The 14,466-nt window shown below is 67.1% G+C and carries 17 protein-coding genes; 13 read left to right on the top strand and 4 right to left on the bottom strand.

What is annotated here, in order from left to right:
• The first annotated feature begins 67 nt into the window (after window positions 1-67).
• The 7 genes from xth (at window position 68) to P9K36_RS21615 (ending at window position 4,939) form a co-directional block, all read left to right on the top strand.
• Window positions 68-877: an exodeoxyribonuclease III gene (gene xth, locus P9K36_RS21645; protein ID WP_043354519.1), complete on the top strand. Its 810-nt coding sequence runs from the start codon at window positions 68-70 to the stop codon at window positions 875-877.
• A gap of 276 nt (window positions 878-1,153) precedes the next feature.
• Window positions 1,154-2,032 carry an SDR family oxidoreductase gene (locus P9K36_RS21640; protein WP_043354517.1) on the top strand — a complete coding sequence of 293 codons (879 nt, stop codon included), beginning with the start codon at window positions 1,154-1,156 and terminating at the stop codon, window positions 2,030-2,032.
• A 278-nt stretch (window positions 2,033-2,310) separates the two neighbouring features.
• Window positions 2,311-3,093: an SDR family oxidoreductase gene (locus P9K36_RS21635; protein ID WP_043385070.1), complete on the top strand. Its 783-nt coding sequence runs from the start codon at window positions 2,311-2,313 to the stop codon at window positions 3,091-3,093.
• 109 nt (window positions 3,094-3,202) lie between these two features.
• A complete protein-coding gene (locus tag P9K36_RS21630; RefSeq protein WP_053610099.1) occupies window positions 3,203-3,472 on the top strand; it encodes a hypothetical protein in 270 nt (89 codons plus the stop codon).
• Window positions 3,473-3,561: 89 nt separating this feature from the next.
• Window positions 3,562-3,876, top strand: coding sequence for a hypothetical protein (locus P9K36_RS21625; RefSeq protein WP_043354509.1), 315 nt, complete (start codon window positions 3,562-3,564; stop codon window positions 3,874-3,876).
• Between the two features lie 139 nt (window positions 3,877-4,015).
• Window positions 4,016-4,315 (top strand): hypothetical protein, encoded by a 300-nt coding sequence (locus P9K36_RS21620; RefSeq protein WP_043385077.1) that lies wholly within the window; start codon window positions 4,016-4,018, stop codon window positions 4,313-4,315.
• Window positions 4,316-4,462: 147 nt separating this feature from the next.
• The gene (locus tag P9K36_RS21615; protein ID WP_043354504.1) at window positions 4,463-4,939 is read left to right on the top strand and encodes a hypothetical protein; all 477 of its coding nucleotides are present in this window, start codon (window positions 4,463-4,465) and stop codon (window positions 4,937-4,939) included.
• A gap of 413 nt (window positions 4,940-5,352) precedes the next feature.
• Here the strand turns inward: P9K36_RS21615 and P9K36_RS21610 are convergent, their stop codons facing one another.
• Together P9K36_RS21610 and P9K36_RS21605 are read right to left on the bottom strand one after the other, a co-directional pair.
• Window positions 5,353-6,972 carry an AAA family ATPase gene (locus P9K36_RS21610; RefSeq protein WP_278307318.1) on the bottom strand — a complete coding sequence of 540 codons (1,620 nt, stop codon included), beginning with the start codon at window positions 6,970-6,972 and terminating at the stop codon, window positions 5,353-5,355.
• A 15-nt stretch (window positions 6,973-6,987) separates the two neighbouring features.
• On the bottom strand, window positions 6,988-7,248 hold the full coding sequence (locus P9K36_RS21605; RefSeq protein ID WP_278305970.1) for a hypothetical protein: 261 nt from the start codon (window positions 7,246-7,248) through the stop codon (window positions 6,988-6,990).
• Window positions 7,249-8,522: 1,274 nt separating this feature from the next.
• On the opposite strand from P9K36_RS21605, the gene P9K36_RS21600 reads away from it, so the two are divergent.
• The 3 genes from P9K36_RS21600 (at window position 8,523) to P9K36_RS21590 (ending at window position 11,750) form a co-directional block, all read left to right on the top strand.
• Window positions 8,523-8,984: a hypothetical protein gene (locus P9K36_RS21600; RefSeq protein ID WP_278305969.1), complete on the top strand. Its 462-nt coding sequence runs from the start codon at window positions 8,523-8,525 to the stop codon at window positions 8,982-8,984.
• Window positions 8,985-10,194: 1,210 nt separating this feature from the next.
• Window positions 10,195-11,061, top strand: coding sequence for a phosphotransferase (locus tag P9K36_RS21595; RefSeq protein WP_278305967.1), 867 nt, complete (start codon window positions 10,195-10,197; stop codon window positions 11,059-11,061).
• A 272-nt stretch (window positions 11,062-11,333) separates the two neighbouring features.
• Window positions 11,334-11,750, top strand: a complete 417-nt coding sequence (locus P9K36_RS21590; RefSeq protein ID WP_043759045.1) for a hypothetical protein — start codon at window positions 11,334-11,336, stop codon at window positions 11,748-11,750.
• Window positions 11,751-11,779: 29 nt separating this feature from the next.
• On the opposite strand, the gene P9K36_RS21585 is transcribed toward P9K36_RS21590, so the two are convergent.
• Together P9K36_RS21585 and P9K36_RS21580 are read right to left on the bottom strand one after the other, a co-directional pair.
• On the bottom strand, window positions 11,780-12,241 hold the full coding sequence (locus P9K36_RS21585) for a hypothetical protein (protein ID WP_278305966.1): 462 nt from the start codon (window positions 12,239-12,241) through the stop codon (window positions 11,780-11,782).
• Between the two features lie 76 nt (window positions 12,242-12,317).
• Window positions 12,318-12,896 (bottom strand): hypothetical protein, encoded by a 579-nt coding sequence (locus P9K36_RS21580; RefSeq protein ID WP_236953043.1) that lies wholly within the window; start codon window positions 12,894-12,896, stop codon window positions 12,318-12,320.
• On the opposite strand from P9K36_RS21580, the gene P9K36_RS21575 reads away from it, so the two are divergent.
• Genes P9K36_RS21575 through P9K36_RS21565 form a run of 3 tightly spaced genes read left to right on the top strand, consistent with a single transcriptional unit; the run spans window position 12,895 to window position 14,454 of the window.
• Window positions 12,895-13,395, top strand: a complete 501-nt coding sequence (locus tag P9K36_RS21575; protein ID WP_043759044.1) for a hypothetical protein — start codon at window positions 12,895-12,897, stop codon at window positions 13,393-13,395. The genes P9K36_RS21580 and P9K36_RS21575 overlap by 2 nt on opposite strands.
• Window positions 13,392-14,030 carry a hypothetical protein gene (locus P9K36_RS21570; protein ID WP_278305965.1) on the top strand — a complete coding sequence of 213 codons (639 nt, stop codon included), beginning with the start codon at window positions 13,392-13,394 and terminating at the stop codon, window positions 14,028-14,030. Before P9K36_RS21575 ends, P9K36_RS21570 begins: the two co-directional genes overlap by 4 nt.
• 1 nt (window position 14,031) lies before the next feature.
• Entirely contained in the window at window positions 14,032-14,454 is a 423-nt protein-coding gene (locus tag P9K36_RS21565; protein ID WP_052083663.1) for a hypothetical protein, read from the top strand.
• Window positions 14,455-14,466 lie beyond the last annotated feature (12 nt).

The raw sequence follows: 14,466 nt of genomic DNA, 5'->3' as shown, positions 1-14,466 counted from the left end.
AGCGGACTGTCGCGGCCCGCGAAATCGGCTATCGGAGCGCACCTCCGACCGAACCCCGGCGCCGCCCGTGCAGCTCACCGTCACCACCTGGAACATCAACTCGGTGCGCCTGCGCATCGACCTCGTGCTGCGCTTCCTGGCCGAGCACAAGCCGGACGTGCTCTGCCTCCAGGAGACCAAGTGCCCGGACGACGCCTTCCCGCTGAAGGCCCTGCGCGGCTCGGGCTACGAGCACGTGATGTTCGCCGGCCAGAAGGGCTACAACGGCGTCGCGATCCTCTCCCGCTTCCCCCTGCACACCCGCGCCGTGATGGGGTTCTGCGAGCGCCAGGACGCCCGCCACATCTCGGCGGTGCTGGGGCCGGAAGCGGGGGCCGCCGCCGGCATCGTGCTGCACGATTTCTACGTCCCGGCCGGCGGCGACGTGCCGGACCGCGACCTCAACCCGAAATTCGCCCACAAGCTCGACTTCCTGTCCGAACTGCGGGCCTGGGGCGGCAAGCGCGTCTCCGGGCCGGCGATCCTCGTGGGCGACCTCAACGTCGCGCCCCTGGAGCACGACGTCTGGTCGCACAAGCAGCTCCTCGACGTGGTGAGCCACACGCCCGTGGAGACCGAGGCGCTGGAGGTCCTGCGCGGGGAGGCGGGCTGGATCGACGCGGCGCGCCACCTCACCCCGGAGCCCGAGAAGATCTACACGTGGTGGAGCTACCGCTCCCCCGACTGGTCGGCGGCCAACAAGGGGCGGCGCCTGGACCACGCCTGGGTGTCCCCGGACCTCGCCGGGACGGTCCGCAAGGTGGAGGTGCTGCGCGAGGCCCGCGCCTGGGAGCGTCCCTCCGACCACGCGCCGGTCACCCTGACCCTCGAACTCTGATCCGGCGCCCGCACGGAACCGGGGTGCGGTCCGAGCATTGCCCGCTCACGAACCCGTGACGTGAGCGAGCCCCGATGCGCAAGATCCTGATCGCCTTCCTCCTCCCCAAGGTCGTCTCCTTCCTGCGCCGCCGCTACGGCGGCCCGCATTCCGGGCGCACCCGCGCCTTCTGAGACGGTTCGGTACCCTCGCCCGGCCTGTGACGGCCGGGCGCAGGCGGCGGCCCTGGAGGCAGCCCTAGATCCCGTGGATCGCCCACGACCCGGAGCCTCCCCGATGACCGACGATCCGCGCGAGGCCGGGCCGCAGCCGCCCTTTCCCGGCGACCAGCAGCAGCCCCGGCCGGGCCTGACCTCCAAGATGACGCCGCGGCCCGACCACGGCGAGGACAGCTATGTCGGCAAGGGGCTCCTCACGGGCCACGCGGCGCTGATCACCGGCGGCGATTCCGGCATCGGTCGGGCGGTGGCCATCGCGTATGCCCGCGAAGGCGCCGACGTGGCGATCTCCTATCTCGACGTCGAGCAGGAGGATGCCGAGGACACGAAGGCCTGGGTCGAGAAGGCCGGCCGGCGCTGCCTGCTCCTTCCCGGCGACATCCGCGACGAGGACCATTGTCGCGACCTCGTGGCGAGGACCGTGGCGGCGTTCGGGCGCCTCGATGTCCTCGTGAACAATGCCGCCGCCCAGGTGGTGAACGACAGCCTCGACGACGTGAAGGCTCCCGACATCGAGGGCTCGTTCCGCGCCAACGTCTTTGCCATGTACCACCTCGCCCAGGCCGCGGTGCCGCACATGAAGCCCGGGGGGGCGATCGTGAACAGCACGAGCGTGCAGGCCAAGGTCGCCGATCCCAGCATGCTGATCTACGCCGCCACCAAGGGCGCGATCGCGAGCCTGACCATCGGCTTGTCGAACCTGCTGGCGCCGAAGGGGATCCGGGTGAACTGCGTCGCCCCGGGGCCGGTCTGGACGCCGATCCAGCCGATCGTGAAGAGTCCGGAGCAGATCGAGCAGCTCGGCGCGCAGACCCCGCTTGGCCGCGCCGGCCAGCCCGCGGAACTCGCTCCGGCCTACGTGCTGCTCGCCTCCCGCGAGGGCAGCTACATGTCCGGGGCGCTGGTGCCGGTCACCGGCGGCATCCCGATGCTCTGAGCGCCGGGTCCGCGCGGAGGCTCGAGCCCATCTTCGCATCCCGAGAGGAGGGGAGCCGCCTCGGTCGTGTCGGCGCGCCTGGCGGCCGCCGCGGACCGGCCGGCGGCCGACAGGCGCGACGGCGCCCGCGCGATGCATCGGACATTGACGGCGGATCGGTTTTCAACGGCGGGAGGGACCTGTAGGTGTCCCGGGCTTGGCCTGCGGCGGTCGCACCGCTGCGGACCCGAACGCCGCGTCGCGCCATCCGGGTGCGGCCGCCCCCGACGGAGACGACGATGAGCGATGCCCAGACCCGGACCGCACTGGTGACGGGGGCTGCCCGCGGCATCGGGCTCGCCACCGCGACCCGCTTCCTCGCGGACGGCTGGAACGTCGCCCTGCTCGATATCGACGGTCCGGGCGTGGCCGCGGCGACGGAGCGGCTCGGCCGTCCGGAGGCCGCGCTGGCGGTGACGGCCGACGTCTCCGAGCCCGAGGCGGTCGCGGCGGCGATCCGGCAGGTCGGCGACCGGTTCGGGCGGCTCGACGCCCTGGTCAACAATGCCGGCATCGCGATCTTCAAGCCGCTGATGGAGACCACCTTTGCGGACTGGTCGCGGGTGCTCGCGGTCAACCTGTCCGGTCCTTTCCTGTGCACGCAGGCCGCCGTGCCGCTCCTGTCCGAGCGCGGCGGGGCGATCGTGAACGTCACCTCGATCTCGGGCCTGCGCGCCTCGACCCTGCGGACGGCCTACGGCACCAGCAAGGCGGCGCTGGCGCAGCTCACCCAGCAGCAGGCCGTCGAGTTGGCGCGCTGGGGCATCCGCGTGAACGCCGTCGCCCCCGGCCCGGTGGATACCGCGATGGCCAAGGCGGTCCACAGCCCCGAGATCCGGGCGGATTACCACGACACCGTCCCGCTCGGCCGCTACGGGCTGGAGACGGAACTCGCGGAGGCGATCGTCTTCCTCTGCTCGGAGCGCGCCTCCTACATCACCGGCCAGCAACTCGCCGTCGACGGCGGTTTCGAGGCGACGGGCATCGGCCTGAAGACCCTGCGCGGCGGACGGAACGCCTGAGCCCGCCGCAGGGCCGGATCTCCCGGTTTCGGACAGGGTTCGTTAACCCTGCCGCCGTAGCCCCGAAGCTTGGTCAACAGGCGCGGGTGCCATGCCGAGACTCGGCTCCATGATCCTCGACGGTCTAGCGTTCCTCCTGGCCGCGATCGCCCTCACGGCGGTCGTCGTCGGCTACGAGCGCAATCTGCCGGATCCGGGCGCGTCACTCGCCGAAGGCCCGCCTGCCTGGATCGATCCGGTCACGACGGGGGCGATCACACCGGCGGCGCCGGGCGCGGCGTCTCGCTGGGCGGACGCGCAGCTCCTGATCCCGGCCGCGGACACGGATCGGCCGCACCACGCCGACGGCGGCGCCTGGGTGAACCCGCCGCGCCGCTGAGACATCCGCCTCGGGTCGGCGACCATCACAACTGATCGTTAACTATGGTTGCCGAACCTTCCACCGCACAGCGAAGCGGAGAGGCATCCATGACGCGCGACGGAAACCGCCCCCATCCCAGCGCCCTGGCGCGGTACCCGGTTCCGATCGAGCTGATCTCGGCGCTGTTCCGCGCCGACGACGCGGAGCGCGACCGGCTGCTCGCCCCGATGCCGGCCTATGGGCGAGCCCGGATCGCGGCCTATTGCGCCGACAACGCGCGGCTCGCGGCGCTCGGCCTGAAGGTGGCGCGGTCCTGCGACGAGGCCACGCTCGTCAAGGCGGCGGGCCAAGCCGTCGGCGCCGACCTCTACGCGCGCTCACGGGCCGCCGCGCCGACCCCGGTCCGGCTTCAGGCCGCCTGACCGATCCGTCGCGCGTGGGCCCGTCCGGCCGATCCCGTCGGGTTGATGAATGGCCGGACCTGTCCCGGTTCACGGCGACCGGCGCATCCTCCTGCCATCGGTCCGGTGCGTCCGGCCCGCTGGTTCAGGAGATCGTGTCATGATGCGCTCCAAGATGCTCGGCCTGGTCGCGGTGGTCACGGCGGGGCTCGCCACCGCCACGGCGGCGAACGCGGCACCGTTCGGCTACGGCCCCCCCGATGCCGGGGTTGTGATCGAGCGCGTGGCGGGCGGCTGCGGTCCCGGCTTCCACCCCAATCCCTGGGGCCATTGCCGGCCCAACGAGCGCGGCTGGGGCTGGGGCGGTCCCCGCGGGCCCTACGGGCGGCCGGGCTACGGCGGCTACGAGCGCGGCTATGGCGGCTATGACGGCCCGCGCCGGTTCCACGGCGGCTGGTAGCCCGCGCGGCCGGCTCGGGACCATACCCCGGATCCGGGCCTGGTTGCCGACTTGTCCCGCCGGAACGGACACCCGCATATTCACGACGGGATAGAGCCGTATTAGTCTCTTCCGGGACGACACATAGTGTCCCGGAGATTTTTCGATATGCGCCGCTATGTATTTGCATCCCTGATGATTGCCGGCGTGGCGGCCGGTGCCTCGCCGGCCGCTGCCCTGTCGACCAAGGAGTGTTCGGCAAAGTATCAGGCCGCCAAGCAGGCGGGGACGCTCAACGGGCAGAAGTGGAACGACTTCCGCAAGGCCGAGTGCGGCGCGGCGGCCGATACCGCCCCGACGACCGCCCCCAACCCGGTCTCGCCGACCGCGACGACCGCCGCGCCCGCGGCCCCGCCGGCGGCCGGTTCGCGCGCCGGAACGACACCGGCCGCCGCCGCCGGATCGGCCGCCTTCCCCCGCGCCATCGATCCGAAATACGCCAAGGAATCGGCCGGCAAGGCCCGCATGCACACCTGTCTCGACAGCTACAACGCGGCCAAGGCCGCCGGCACGTTGGGCGGCATGAAGTGGATCGAGAAGGGCGGCGGCTACTATTCGGCCTGCAACAAGCAGCTCAAGGGCTGAGCCGCTTCGCGGCCGCGGCCCGAGCGGATCCCGATCCCGCTCGGACTTGGCGCCCGACAAGACAGGCCCCGACGGTCGAAGCGATGCGACCGGCCCCCTCATTCTGGCGGGGAGGGGGGCCGGGTTGGGATTGGTGGAGAGGGCACCGGATCGCGCGACCCGGCGTCGCCCCCACCTTCGGTTCCTCACCGCGAGGGGAGGCGAGCATGCAGCGGCCCGAGATGGGGAAGCATCCGAGCCCGCAGAGACGCCGCCGGCGCCACGACCGGCGCCGGCGGCGCTGTCCCGACCGGACCGACGGTGCCTAGTAACTGAAACCCTTGCATACCCTGACACTGTGTGTGTTAGCGCCCTGCAAACGCTCATTGAATCGAGTTAGAGACATGCTACGCATCCATTGAGGCATAAAACAGTCACTCTGACTGGTTCCGCGTGGCAAGGGCGAGACCGAGGCCAACTTCCCGATCGGCAGAAATCGGCTGCTTTTCCACAGCTAAGCGTAGCATTTCACGGCTCCCGACCAGGACGACCCGCGCGATCGCGCGGGTGACGGCGGTGTAGATCAACGAGCGGTCCAGCAGGCGAGACGATACAATCGGGATCACGACGTTCTCGAAGGCCGTGCCCTGCGCCTTGTGGACCGTGACCGCATAGGCGTGGTCGAGATCGTCGAGGTCGCGTCCGGCCAACCGCTGCTCATTGCCATCGAAGTTCACGGCCACCCCATCATCGTCGATTTCCGTAACGGTGCCCAGGCTGCCGTTGCGTAGGTCCCGACGGTAGTCGTTCCTCAAGAACAGCACTGGCTCTCCGGCAATGAACCGGCCGCGCTCCCCAGGTGGGCATCCGAGGGCCACCAGATGGTGGAGCTCAGCATTAAGAGCGACCGTTCCGCTCGCACCGGTTTTGAGAGCCGAGAGTATCGTGGCCCCTTCGACCCCGCCGAGCTCGGCGAGGGCGTCCTTCACGTGGTCCGCAATTGCGTGGGGCTCGCATTCGAGCAGCGTGACGCCGCCGACGTCAGGGGAGAAAGGCTGAAGCCAAGGGAGCCGTCCGTCGCGTATGGCAGCCGCGACGGCAGGGATGCCGGAGGCGGCGGTCTGCCGCCGAATGGTCCGTAGTTCGACCTTCGGGATCTCCGGGATGCCGACGAGCGCATGCAGCGTCAGGCCGAACCCGATCGGCGCCAACTGTGCCTCGTCGCCGACCAGCAGGAGACGGCCGCTTGGCGGCATGACCCGCAGGATCCGGTAGAGCGTCGGAAGGTCGAGCATCGAGCTTTCGTCGATCACGACCAAGGCTTCGGGCCCGACGGCGATCTGCTTGGCCTCGACGGCCTTCAGAAAGGCTGCGATCGTCGAGGCCTTCCTACCCGTCGCCTCCGTCATCCGGACGGCGGCACGGCCGGCGAGCGCCATCATGTGGATTGCTCGCCCGAACCGCTCGGAGGCGGCTACGATCGCCTTGAGCACGGTCGTCTTGCCGACGCCGGCGCCACCGACGACGAGACCGAAACGGCTTCTCAGGGCGAGGTGGACGGCATCCCGTTGCTCGCAGCCCAGATCGACGCCGATGGCGCCTGCCGCCTCGTCCAGCCAAACGTCGAGTTCCGGAGCGGGGACCTCGCGGGCGATCAAATCCTCGCTCACCTGCCCCTCGATCATCCGGGCGATCGCGCCGGCGACGTAGGCCTCCATCATGGCCGCGCCGGCCGGCTGCAGGCCTTCGCCCATCCGAACGGCGACGCCGAGGGCTACCGCCTTGGATACGGCCTCGGAGGCGCGCGACGCCGAACATCGCAGGAGTCGAGCGACTAGGCGCACGACCTCGGCGTGGCGGGTCAAGGTGTGATGCTCGTCGAGCCGCCGGTAGAGGGCAGCCTCCACGGCCGCGATGCTCCGATCGTCGGCGTCGAGCGGCAGACCGAGCCGATGCGCCACGGCGTCGACTTTCTCGAAGTCGGCCACGGCCATCATAAGCCACGGGTTCTCCCGGAGGCGGAGCGGAGCCTCGAGGCCCCAAAGGGCGACGATCTTGCGGGCGAGGCGTCAGTCGAATCCGTTCTCCCCGAGCCAGACGACGACGTCGCCTTCGGCTTGCCGATCGCGCCACGCCACTACGAGGTCGTGGGCCCGCTCGATCCCGAGGATCGGCTCAAGGGCGACGAGGTCGCCGTCGGTCAGTGCGCGGCCGAGATCGTCGCCGAGAGCAGCCTGGAGCTTGCCGGCGGTCGCGTAGCCAATCCCTACGAAAGCTGGATCCTCCGCGAGGTGGCGGACGAGAGCCGTACGATCGCGCTCCGGATCCACCCACGATCTCCACTTCGAGACCGTGCAGCAGGGTGCTGCACAATTCGGCATATCGAGGACGAGCCCCCGATCCGACCGCGCCACGATACCACCGTGCTCGTTCCGGCGAAGGGGCAAGCGCAAGCGTCGCTTCGCGACCCCTTCACCTCCACTGCGCGCGGTGGTCTTCGGGGCCCAGGTCGGCTCCGAGGGACGGTCTCTTTCCGATCCCACCAAGGGACTGCTTCAGACTGATGTTGACCTTGGCGCAGAATCGATCCGGCCGCGGCATGCTCCGATTGGGCCAGCAATCTAGTGGGCCAAATCTGACGCTTGATACTTGGTCGCGGCGTCCGCAACGGGTGGGTTGCAGATGGTCCGCTTTCAGACGACGAACGGCCCGGAGCGGACCTATTTGAGAGGACGGTCGCCGACTCTTTTCAGAAGCCCGAAACGGCGGCGTTTAGGCTGCACATTGAGGAATTGCTCCACAATCGATACTTAATCTCAGATGTGCGCAAGAGCGCTCTAACGATCATTGCCGCTTGCCACGATTAGACCAAGGCTTGGTATTACATATAGGTTTCTTGCGCCGACACCATCGAGATAGTAGCTGCCTGTCCTTTTGACCGCATCCTCTATTCCTTTTGGCCAAAAAAGGGCATTTTCAGCACCGCAGTACAAGTTAGGTATAGCCCCTTCCGAGTACCAAGCCCTTGGAACTGGCGTGGGCTTCCATTCGCCTCTATAATAGTTTGTCTTCGCTGCATTTGCGGGATCGCGTATATCGGAGAAAAATTTGAGACCCTGTTCTTCGATCTGCCTTATTGTATCGTCGCGCAGTCCTATTGCATAAGCGCCCTGGTAGCTAAGGAAGCGATTGCAGGCTCCTTCTACGAAATACCAAGTCTGGTGAAACTTCTTAGGAATAGATCGTCTTAGATAAAGCTCTCTTTGTATGGTAGAGCAGCCGATTGGCAGGGTAATTATAAGCGCCATGCCCAACATGGCTGCGCGAAGCGATAGCATGAACTTGCCTACAGCAAAAACGTTCAAGTCGGCAAACGAAACCTAGCCGAATTTGAACGGCACTCGCTACAGGGGTAAATTCACGGCTGCTTACTGGGAACGTCGTTGGTCTTTCGAACGGCCGGGCTGGGTCGGAAGCGGGAGGGCTTCTCAGGGTGGGTTTCTGCCGGTCTGCCAACGGACGATAAGGTAAGGAAGCGGACGTGGTTGCTCCGCCTGCTCCAAACCCATTGCAGACTCTTCGTGGCCATGGCTGAATGTCCTACATGGCGGCTGAACAGTACGAAACGATCTACCATGAGGTGTCCGGTGGCGCGGAGCTTCTGCGTTGGTTCGGTCGCGTGCCGAGCTTCCACGACGCTGAGATTTTGAGCCTCGATCTTCGACGCAAAGGGCAGAGCACGCTACGCCTTCATGGTTGGATCACAACGGACAAGGTCGGCGAAGGTGGCTTCCTTGTGCTCGAACGGCAGGCCATCGTGTCGTTTGCCCTCGAAGGGATCATGGACCTGCAACTCGATGGTTTCAGCCAACAGAACGTCATCGGTGGGCTGATCCTGCGCCGCGCGCCTGACCGCCCAGAGCGGCGGGGCTATCTTGCTCTCGATCCGCTACCAGGAGACATCGAGATCGAGCTTGAGCCCTGCTACGGCTTGGATGGTTTGATCCGTGCGCGCTCTGTCTCAATCACCCTCCAGCCGGGCGCGCCAAATACCATGGACGCATAAAGCTCATTTTTCAACTTTAGCTAGCTTCAGTGGGTGGATGAGACACTGGAATTGGCCGAACGTAAGATAGATCGCGGTCTCGGAGCGGCGCGATGTATGAAGCTTTGCTGATAGTTATTGGCGTCGCGGTGGCTCTGGTTGTTTTAGCCGCAGTTTTCTACCTTTCTCAGAAGCCGCGCCGTCTTGGTGGAAGGCGATGGCTGGCAAGCGCGTCAGGCGAACGCGACGACCCTACGAAGCATTGGCCCGGCGACCCTAACTCGATGCCGTAATACTGCGAAGAGCGCTGCCGAACCGACCGCTTCCCGCCCCGAGCCGTAGCCGCCGAAGGGTTGACGAATGACCGTTCTGGAGAAGTGCTGTCGGCGGTCCCAGCGGCCGAGTTGGGTCGCGAGCAGGAGGGCAGCTCCGGGTGGTTTTCGGCTAGTCCGCTTGCGGGCGAGAAATACTCTTAGCAGACGTCACTTTTCCTTCCCCTCGCTAATCATGAGCGAGCCATTGGCTGCGGTCGGTATCGCCTTCTGAACGAGAGCCACTTCCAAAGCACGTCAGCTAGACTGCCAGTTGCTCCGATCGCTAGTAGGGCGGCCATTGCGGGTGCCCCTGCGAACCAAACTCCAACGCTGGCCGAAATCAGCGTGATGAAAGCGAAAGCGTTGCTGATGACAAGATAAGTCCGTGCGACATCAGATGTGCTTGGATCCCAAGCGACGTAGCCCATCGCAACACGTGCCTGTTCTTCAGTGACGAAGCTTGAATTTGCGGAACGCATATTGGTTCGCGCAGCCTGCCAGAACCATCCGGCGAGGATGAGCGAAATGAAGGACACTACCCAGATCGCTACCCCCACGACGGTCTCTCCTGTTCGGGACACAGAGTGACGGATCTGCCCTTACGATTTCACGACGTGACTGCGATGGATGATCACCATTCGGCCAAGCCGGTTTTATCCGGGGACCGATGAGTGTCCGCTTCTGAAGGGTTTCAACGGAGATCGTAGCGGCCGAGTTGGGTCGCATGCGGAATGGCTGCTCGGGGTGGTTTCGCGCCGGTCTGCGTTCGGGCAGTGATTGATGGAAGCGGACATCGCCTACGCGCCCGCTCACGACGCCTAACAGACGCGAGCGCTGCTGCTGGCCTGGATCGCGCATGGTAGGTCGAGCTGATCAGCGATCTCGACATCCACGCCCTCTCGCGATGCTATGGGCGCGTGTTCGCCAGCTGCGCGCTGGTGGTCCCCGGCGCGAACCGAACCTACCGTCTCACCGCGGACGACGCCGCCTACTACTTGCGCCTCTACCGGCCTACCGGTCGATCCGCAGCCGAGATCGCGTTCGAGATGTGCTTGCTGAACGAGGTCCGGCCAACGCCGGGCATCGACGTGGCGCGACCGGTCCCGACCGCCGATGGTACGGATTGCGCGCGCGTCCCGTTCGAGGGCGTGGACCGTGTTGCTGGCCTGTTCCACGCTCTCGACGGTCGGCCGCTCGCCGACGACCCGGAGGATGTAGCGCTGTTCGGCTCGGCGCTGGCGCGGCTGCACGGGGCTCTCGCCGGGATCGAGGCCGGCGGTGCGCGTCCGCTTGATCCGGCAACGCTGTGCGCGCACCCCGTGGCAGTGCTGGCGCACATCCCCGGTGGCGAGGCCGTACGGCGCGCCGTGGACCGATGCCGGGCGGAGATGCTGGCCGATCCTGCTACGCATGATCTACCGGTGGGAAACTGTCACGGGGACGCCCGGCTGGCCAACGCCGTCGCCCAGGACGGCACGATTGGCTTCTTCGATTTCGACGATTGCGGCTACGGTCCCTACGTGGTGGATCTTGGGACTGCGACTTGGCATTTCGTGCGCGGTGATCCGGCGAAGACGGCGGCACTCGTCGCCGCGCTTTTGGCGGGCTACGAACGCGTACGCCCGCTGTCCAGGATGGAGCGGCGAGCCCTGCCGCACTTCGTCAAGCTTGCCGAGATCCGCGCGCTGCTGTTCCTCGCGGGGTTCTGTATCCTCGCGGAGGATCTCTGGCCGCGCGTCCTCGACCAAGCGACGACCATACTGGATCGGAGAGTGACGCTCTGACGCCGCGTCGCGCGCGACCGTCCGCTTCCCACTCCGAAGTGAAGTTTCTGAGCGTCTAACGAACGTCCGCTTCCTGGGAACGCGGCCAGCACCTCCGGCGACCGGGATGGGTCGATCTCCGACAGCCTTGGTCGAGAGGCTGCACGGACTCATGGGAGGGACAGGCGCAGCACCACGCTGACGGGCCGAGAGGTGGAAATCCCTTTCCGTCCCTTTTATCCTAGAGTCGTGCGACCTCATCGTCGGAGACAACGTTGAAGCCAGGAGGCTCCATGACACGGGCTGGGAACGATGCACGGCTGTCCCTCGACTATGTGTCCGTCGAGGATCTGAACGCAGCTCTACGCGTGTTCCGCCGGCTGCCGTTGGAGCTGCTGGGCTTTCTGGTCCTGTTGCCGATCGTCCTCATCGGACTGTCTCGGCTCGGTACGGCCCTCAATCCACCCTACGGTCTTTACATCTTCGGGTGGGATCTCGTGACCTGGGGCCTGCTCCTGATGCTCGCCCTGCTGTTCGGCCTGCTCTGGTGGCGGGGACGACAGGTCGGGCGCCTCTTGAACGACCGGGACATCCTCGCTTCGCCAGTGATGAGCCTGCTGTCGGTGCCCGGTATCTTGGCCCGGCGAGCCCAGACACTCGGCATGGAATGGACCGGCTTCTACGGACCGCTCCGTCCAACACGGAAGTGAACCAGCGCCAGCACTGACCGGGTCCACGCCTATGGGCACGGATTGGGACCGGTCGACGTGGTTTCCGTGTGGCCCGCCGCCTCCGCGAGCCGCACCGGTATGATCCGCACCAGACCGCGCCAGACCACGACGATCAGACCGAGGCAGACGAGCCACGACAGCAGCCAAATTTCGTATAGATCGGCCTCCATCGCGAATTCCCCATCGAGTCCGAGCCACACAGCGAGCCTGTGTGGAAACGGCAGGCTCGACATGAGCGCCAGGCGCAAGGCAGGAACCGACAGGAGCGACGCTCCAAAGATGAGCGCGGCAGCGCGGTACAGGGGTCGGGCCGCGCCGTTGAGGGTGCCCACGAGGCCACCGAGCAAGGCCGCACCGGCCCAGAACGCGAAGGGCTGTGAGGTCGGGTCATGCGCTGGGCCGACCTCCGGCCCGCCGGGTAGGCGAGGAAAGAGGATGAAGAACGGGGCGAGACCGAGGCCGATGAGCAACGCGAGGGGAGGCGCGTGGAGCAGACGCCTCACTCGGCGGCTGACGGGCTCGTTCACCGGCCGTCCCGCGCCGCGCTCAGCCACTTTCGCCGTCCGCTCTGTCGAGGGCCTTCAGGACCGCTGGATCCTTTCCGTAGCGGCGGCGCAAGCGTGCCTCGTCCGCGTCGATGGCGTCGCAGCGCAGCGCCTTCGCCGCGGCGGCGATCTCCCGACCGCGAGCCTCGTCGTAGGCGTCCTCGCCACCCCAGTGATTGCAGCCTCTTCGCCGCGTCACGTAGGCCTGAGCGTCGGCCGGGAGCCTCGGCGCGGCTCCGGCCGGCTTCACCGGTGCGGCCGACAGCGGCTGAGCCATGAGGGCAGCGGCCGCAAAGGCGACAGAAGCGACGCTTCGCGCATGGGCGGACGGTCGTCCTGGCATGTCATCCCTCTTCTTGCTGGGCTGTTCCTGCGTGTGCGCCACCGTGACAAAGCGCTGCGCGATGCGGATAGCATCGTCTTCTTCCCTGCGCGCGTCCCCGTGGCCAGCACCCGCGCCGTCGAGGCGACCGGCCCGGTTCGGTGGCGCCCGACGCCGCGGCGGCATCCACCATCTCATCCGTTCCATCACCCCGCGCCCGATGTCCGGGCCGGCATACCAGAGGGAAATCGACCGCATGCTCTCACGCCGCGACGCGCTCGCTTCCGCCACGCTCCTGCTCTGCGTGTCGGCCGCTTGGGCCGAACCGACACTGGGGCTGGCCGAGCGCCGGGCGATCGCCGCCTATCGTGAAGGCCGCTTCCCGGCGCAGGAAAAGGCGGTTCAGGAGGCGGCAGGCTTCCCCGTGCCGGTCGAGGTGGCGTGGGATCAGCTCACCATCCCGGGTGACGCGCCGTACTACGCGGATCCGGGCTACTTCGAGACGACGATCTTCGAACCGCTGGCGGCGGGTTTGCGGGACGTGACCAAGGACCAGATGGGCCGTGATGCCCTGCGGGCGAAGCTTAAAACGGTTCGCATCCGTTATGACGAGAAGACCGCCCCAGCCTCGGCCTACCAAAACGGCCTGAAGTTCGAGGGCGGCGTGCTCGACGTGAACTGGCGCCCCTTCGCGAACGTGGCCGACTTCAAGGACCGGGTCGAGGCTGTGGTCAAGGTTCTGGAGAAGAACCTGTGAAGCTCTGGACTTGGGTCAAGCGCGGCAGCACTGTGAGCTTGCTTGCTCTGACGTTTGCCCAGGGCGGCGGCGCGGCGGCAGAGACTGCACCGCGATCGGGTCGTTACGGCAGCCTCGTCCTCGCGGTGCGGGGCAGCAGCGTATCGGGCGTCTTCGCGGACGTGCGCGGCGGGATCAACGGCATGCCGTCCTTCAGCTGCATCTTCCTCCTACGCGGCACGCTGTCCGGCCCCCGCGCGGCGCTCGAGACTTGGTACCCAGGCGAGGCTGAGCGCATCGCCGGCACCCTCACCTTCACGGCGGAGGGGGCCGAGCTGAGACTGGTGGAAGACCATGGCGGCTGCTCGATGACGACGGGCGGCATGGTAGACAAGCCCTACACCCTGCCGCGGGAGGTGCAGGAAGGAGAGGCGCGACCTGAGAACTGGCGCGGTGTCGGACTGGTGACCGCTCGACGCGCCGCTCTCCGGACCGAGCTCGGCCAAGCCCCGAGACGGACCCCTTATCTTGTGGCGGACGACGCGGTTGTGGTGCTGGAGCGCCGGGAGGGCTGGGTGCGGGCGCTCTACCAAGGCGGCAAGGCGCCCGTTGTAGGGTGGCTCCCGGCGACGGACCTAGCCGTCGAGGAGCCGTGACATGTTTCGTCGACCTCTCTCGCCGACGCGGCTTGTCCGGGCGGCGGTGCTCGGCGCGGCCCTTCTGAGCACCTCAACTGCCGCGGAAGCGCGACGCGCCGCGCTTCGGGCAGACGTCGAGGGTTACGCGATGGCTGCCTGTCTGACCCGGCAGGACGTACCGTACCTGCGCGAGCAGGGCCATCTGTGGGGCAATGCGATCTTGCAGCGCGGGCACGGATCAGTGGAGGATTGGACCACACTCGCCGACGCCGTCGGCGCAGCAGCCGCACGGCAGACCATGTCCATGGCTCGAGGCGACGGAGCAGTTCATGACGCGCTGAAACCGATGCCGCTGCTGTTCTGTCACGAACTCGTCCGCAGCCCAGCGGTCCGCGCCGCCAAGGTTCGGGCGATGCGGCACTTGGCACCGGATTACCGATAGACCGACCGTCCC

Source organism: Methylobacterium sp. 391_Methyba4 (assembly GCF_029691625.1).
Taxonomy (GTDB): Bacteria; Pseudomonadota; Alphaproteobacteria; order Rhizobiales; family Beijerinckiaceae; genus Methylobacterium; species Methylobacterium fujisawaense.
Note: the sequence above shows the minus strand (reverse complement) of the source record. Positions and strands in the feature narration are given on the sequence as shown.

Bases quoted from the DNA above. Each gene is read 5' to 3' on its own strand.
- P9K36_RS21565 (WP_052083663.1), top strand. From the start codon at position 14,032: ATGTTTCGTCGACCTCTCTCGCCGACGCGGCTTGTCCGGGCGGCGGTG.
- P9K36_RS21640 (WP_043354517.1), top strand. From the start codon at position 1,154: ATGACCGACGATCCGCGCGAGGCCGGGCCGCAGCCGCCCTTTCCCGGC.
- P9K36_RS21590 (WP_043759045.1), top strand. From the start codon at position 11,334: ATGACACGGGCTGGGAACGATGCACGGCTGTCCCTCGACTATGTGTCC.
- P9K36_RS21580 (WP_236953043.1), bottom strand. From the start codon at position 12,896: ATGCGGTCGATTTCCCTCTGGTATGCCGGCCCGGACATCGGGCGCGGG.
- P9K36_RS21600 (WP_278305969.1), top strand. From the start codon at position 8,523: ATGGCGGCTGAACAGTACGAAACGATCTACCATGAGGTGTCCGGTGGC.
- P9K36_RS21615 (WP_043354504.1), top strand. From the start codon at position 4,463: ATGCGCCGCTATGTATTTGCATCCCTGATGATTGCCGGCGTGGCGGCC.
- P9K36_RS21620 (WP_043385077.1), top strand. From the start codon at position 4,016: ATGATGCGCTCCAAGATGCTCGGCCTGGTCGCGGTGGTCACGGCGGGG.
- P9K36_RS21625 (WP_043354509.1), top strand. From the start codon at position 3,562: ATGACGCGCGACGGAAACCGCCCCCATCCCAGCGCCCTGGCGCGGTAC.
- P9K36_RS21635 (WP_043385070.1), top strand. From the start codon at position 2,311: ATGAGCGATGCCCAGACCCGGACCGCACTGGTGACGGGGGCTGCCCGC.
- P9K36_RS21630 (WP_053610099.1), top strand. From the start codon at position 3,203: ATGATCCTCGACGGTCTAGCGTTCCTCCTGGCCGCGATCGCCCTCACG.
- P9K36_RS21575 (WP_043759044.1), top strand. From the start codon at position 12,895: ATGCTCTCACGCCGCGACGCGCTCGCTTCCGCCACGCTCCTGCTCTGC.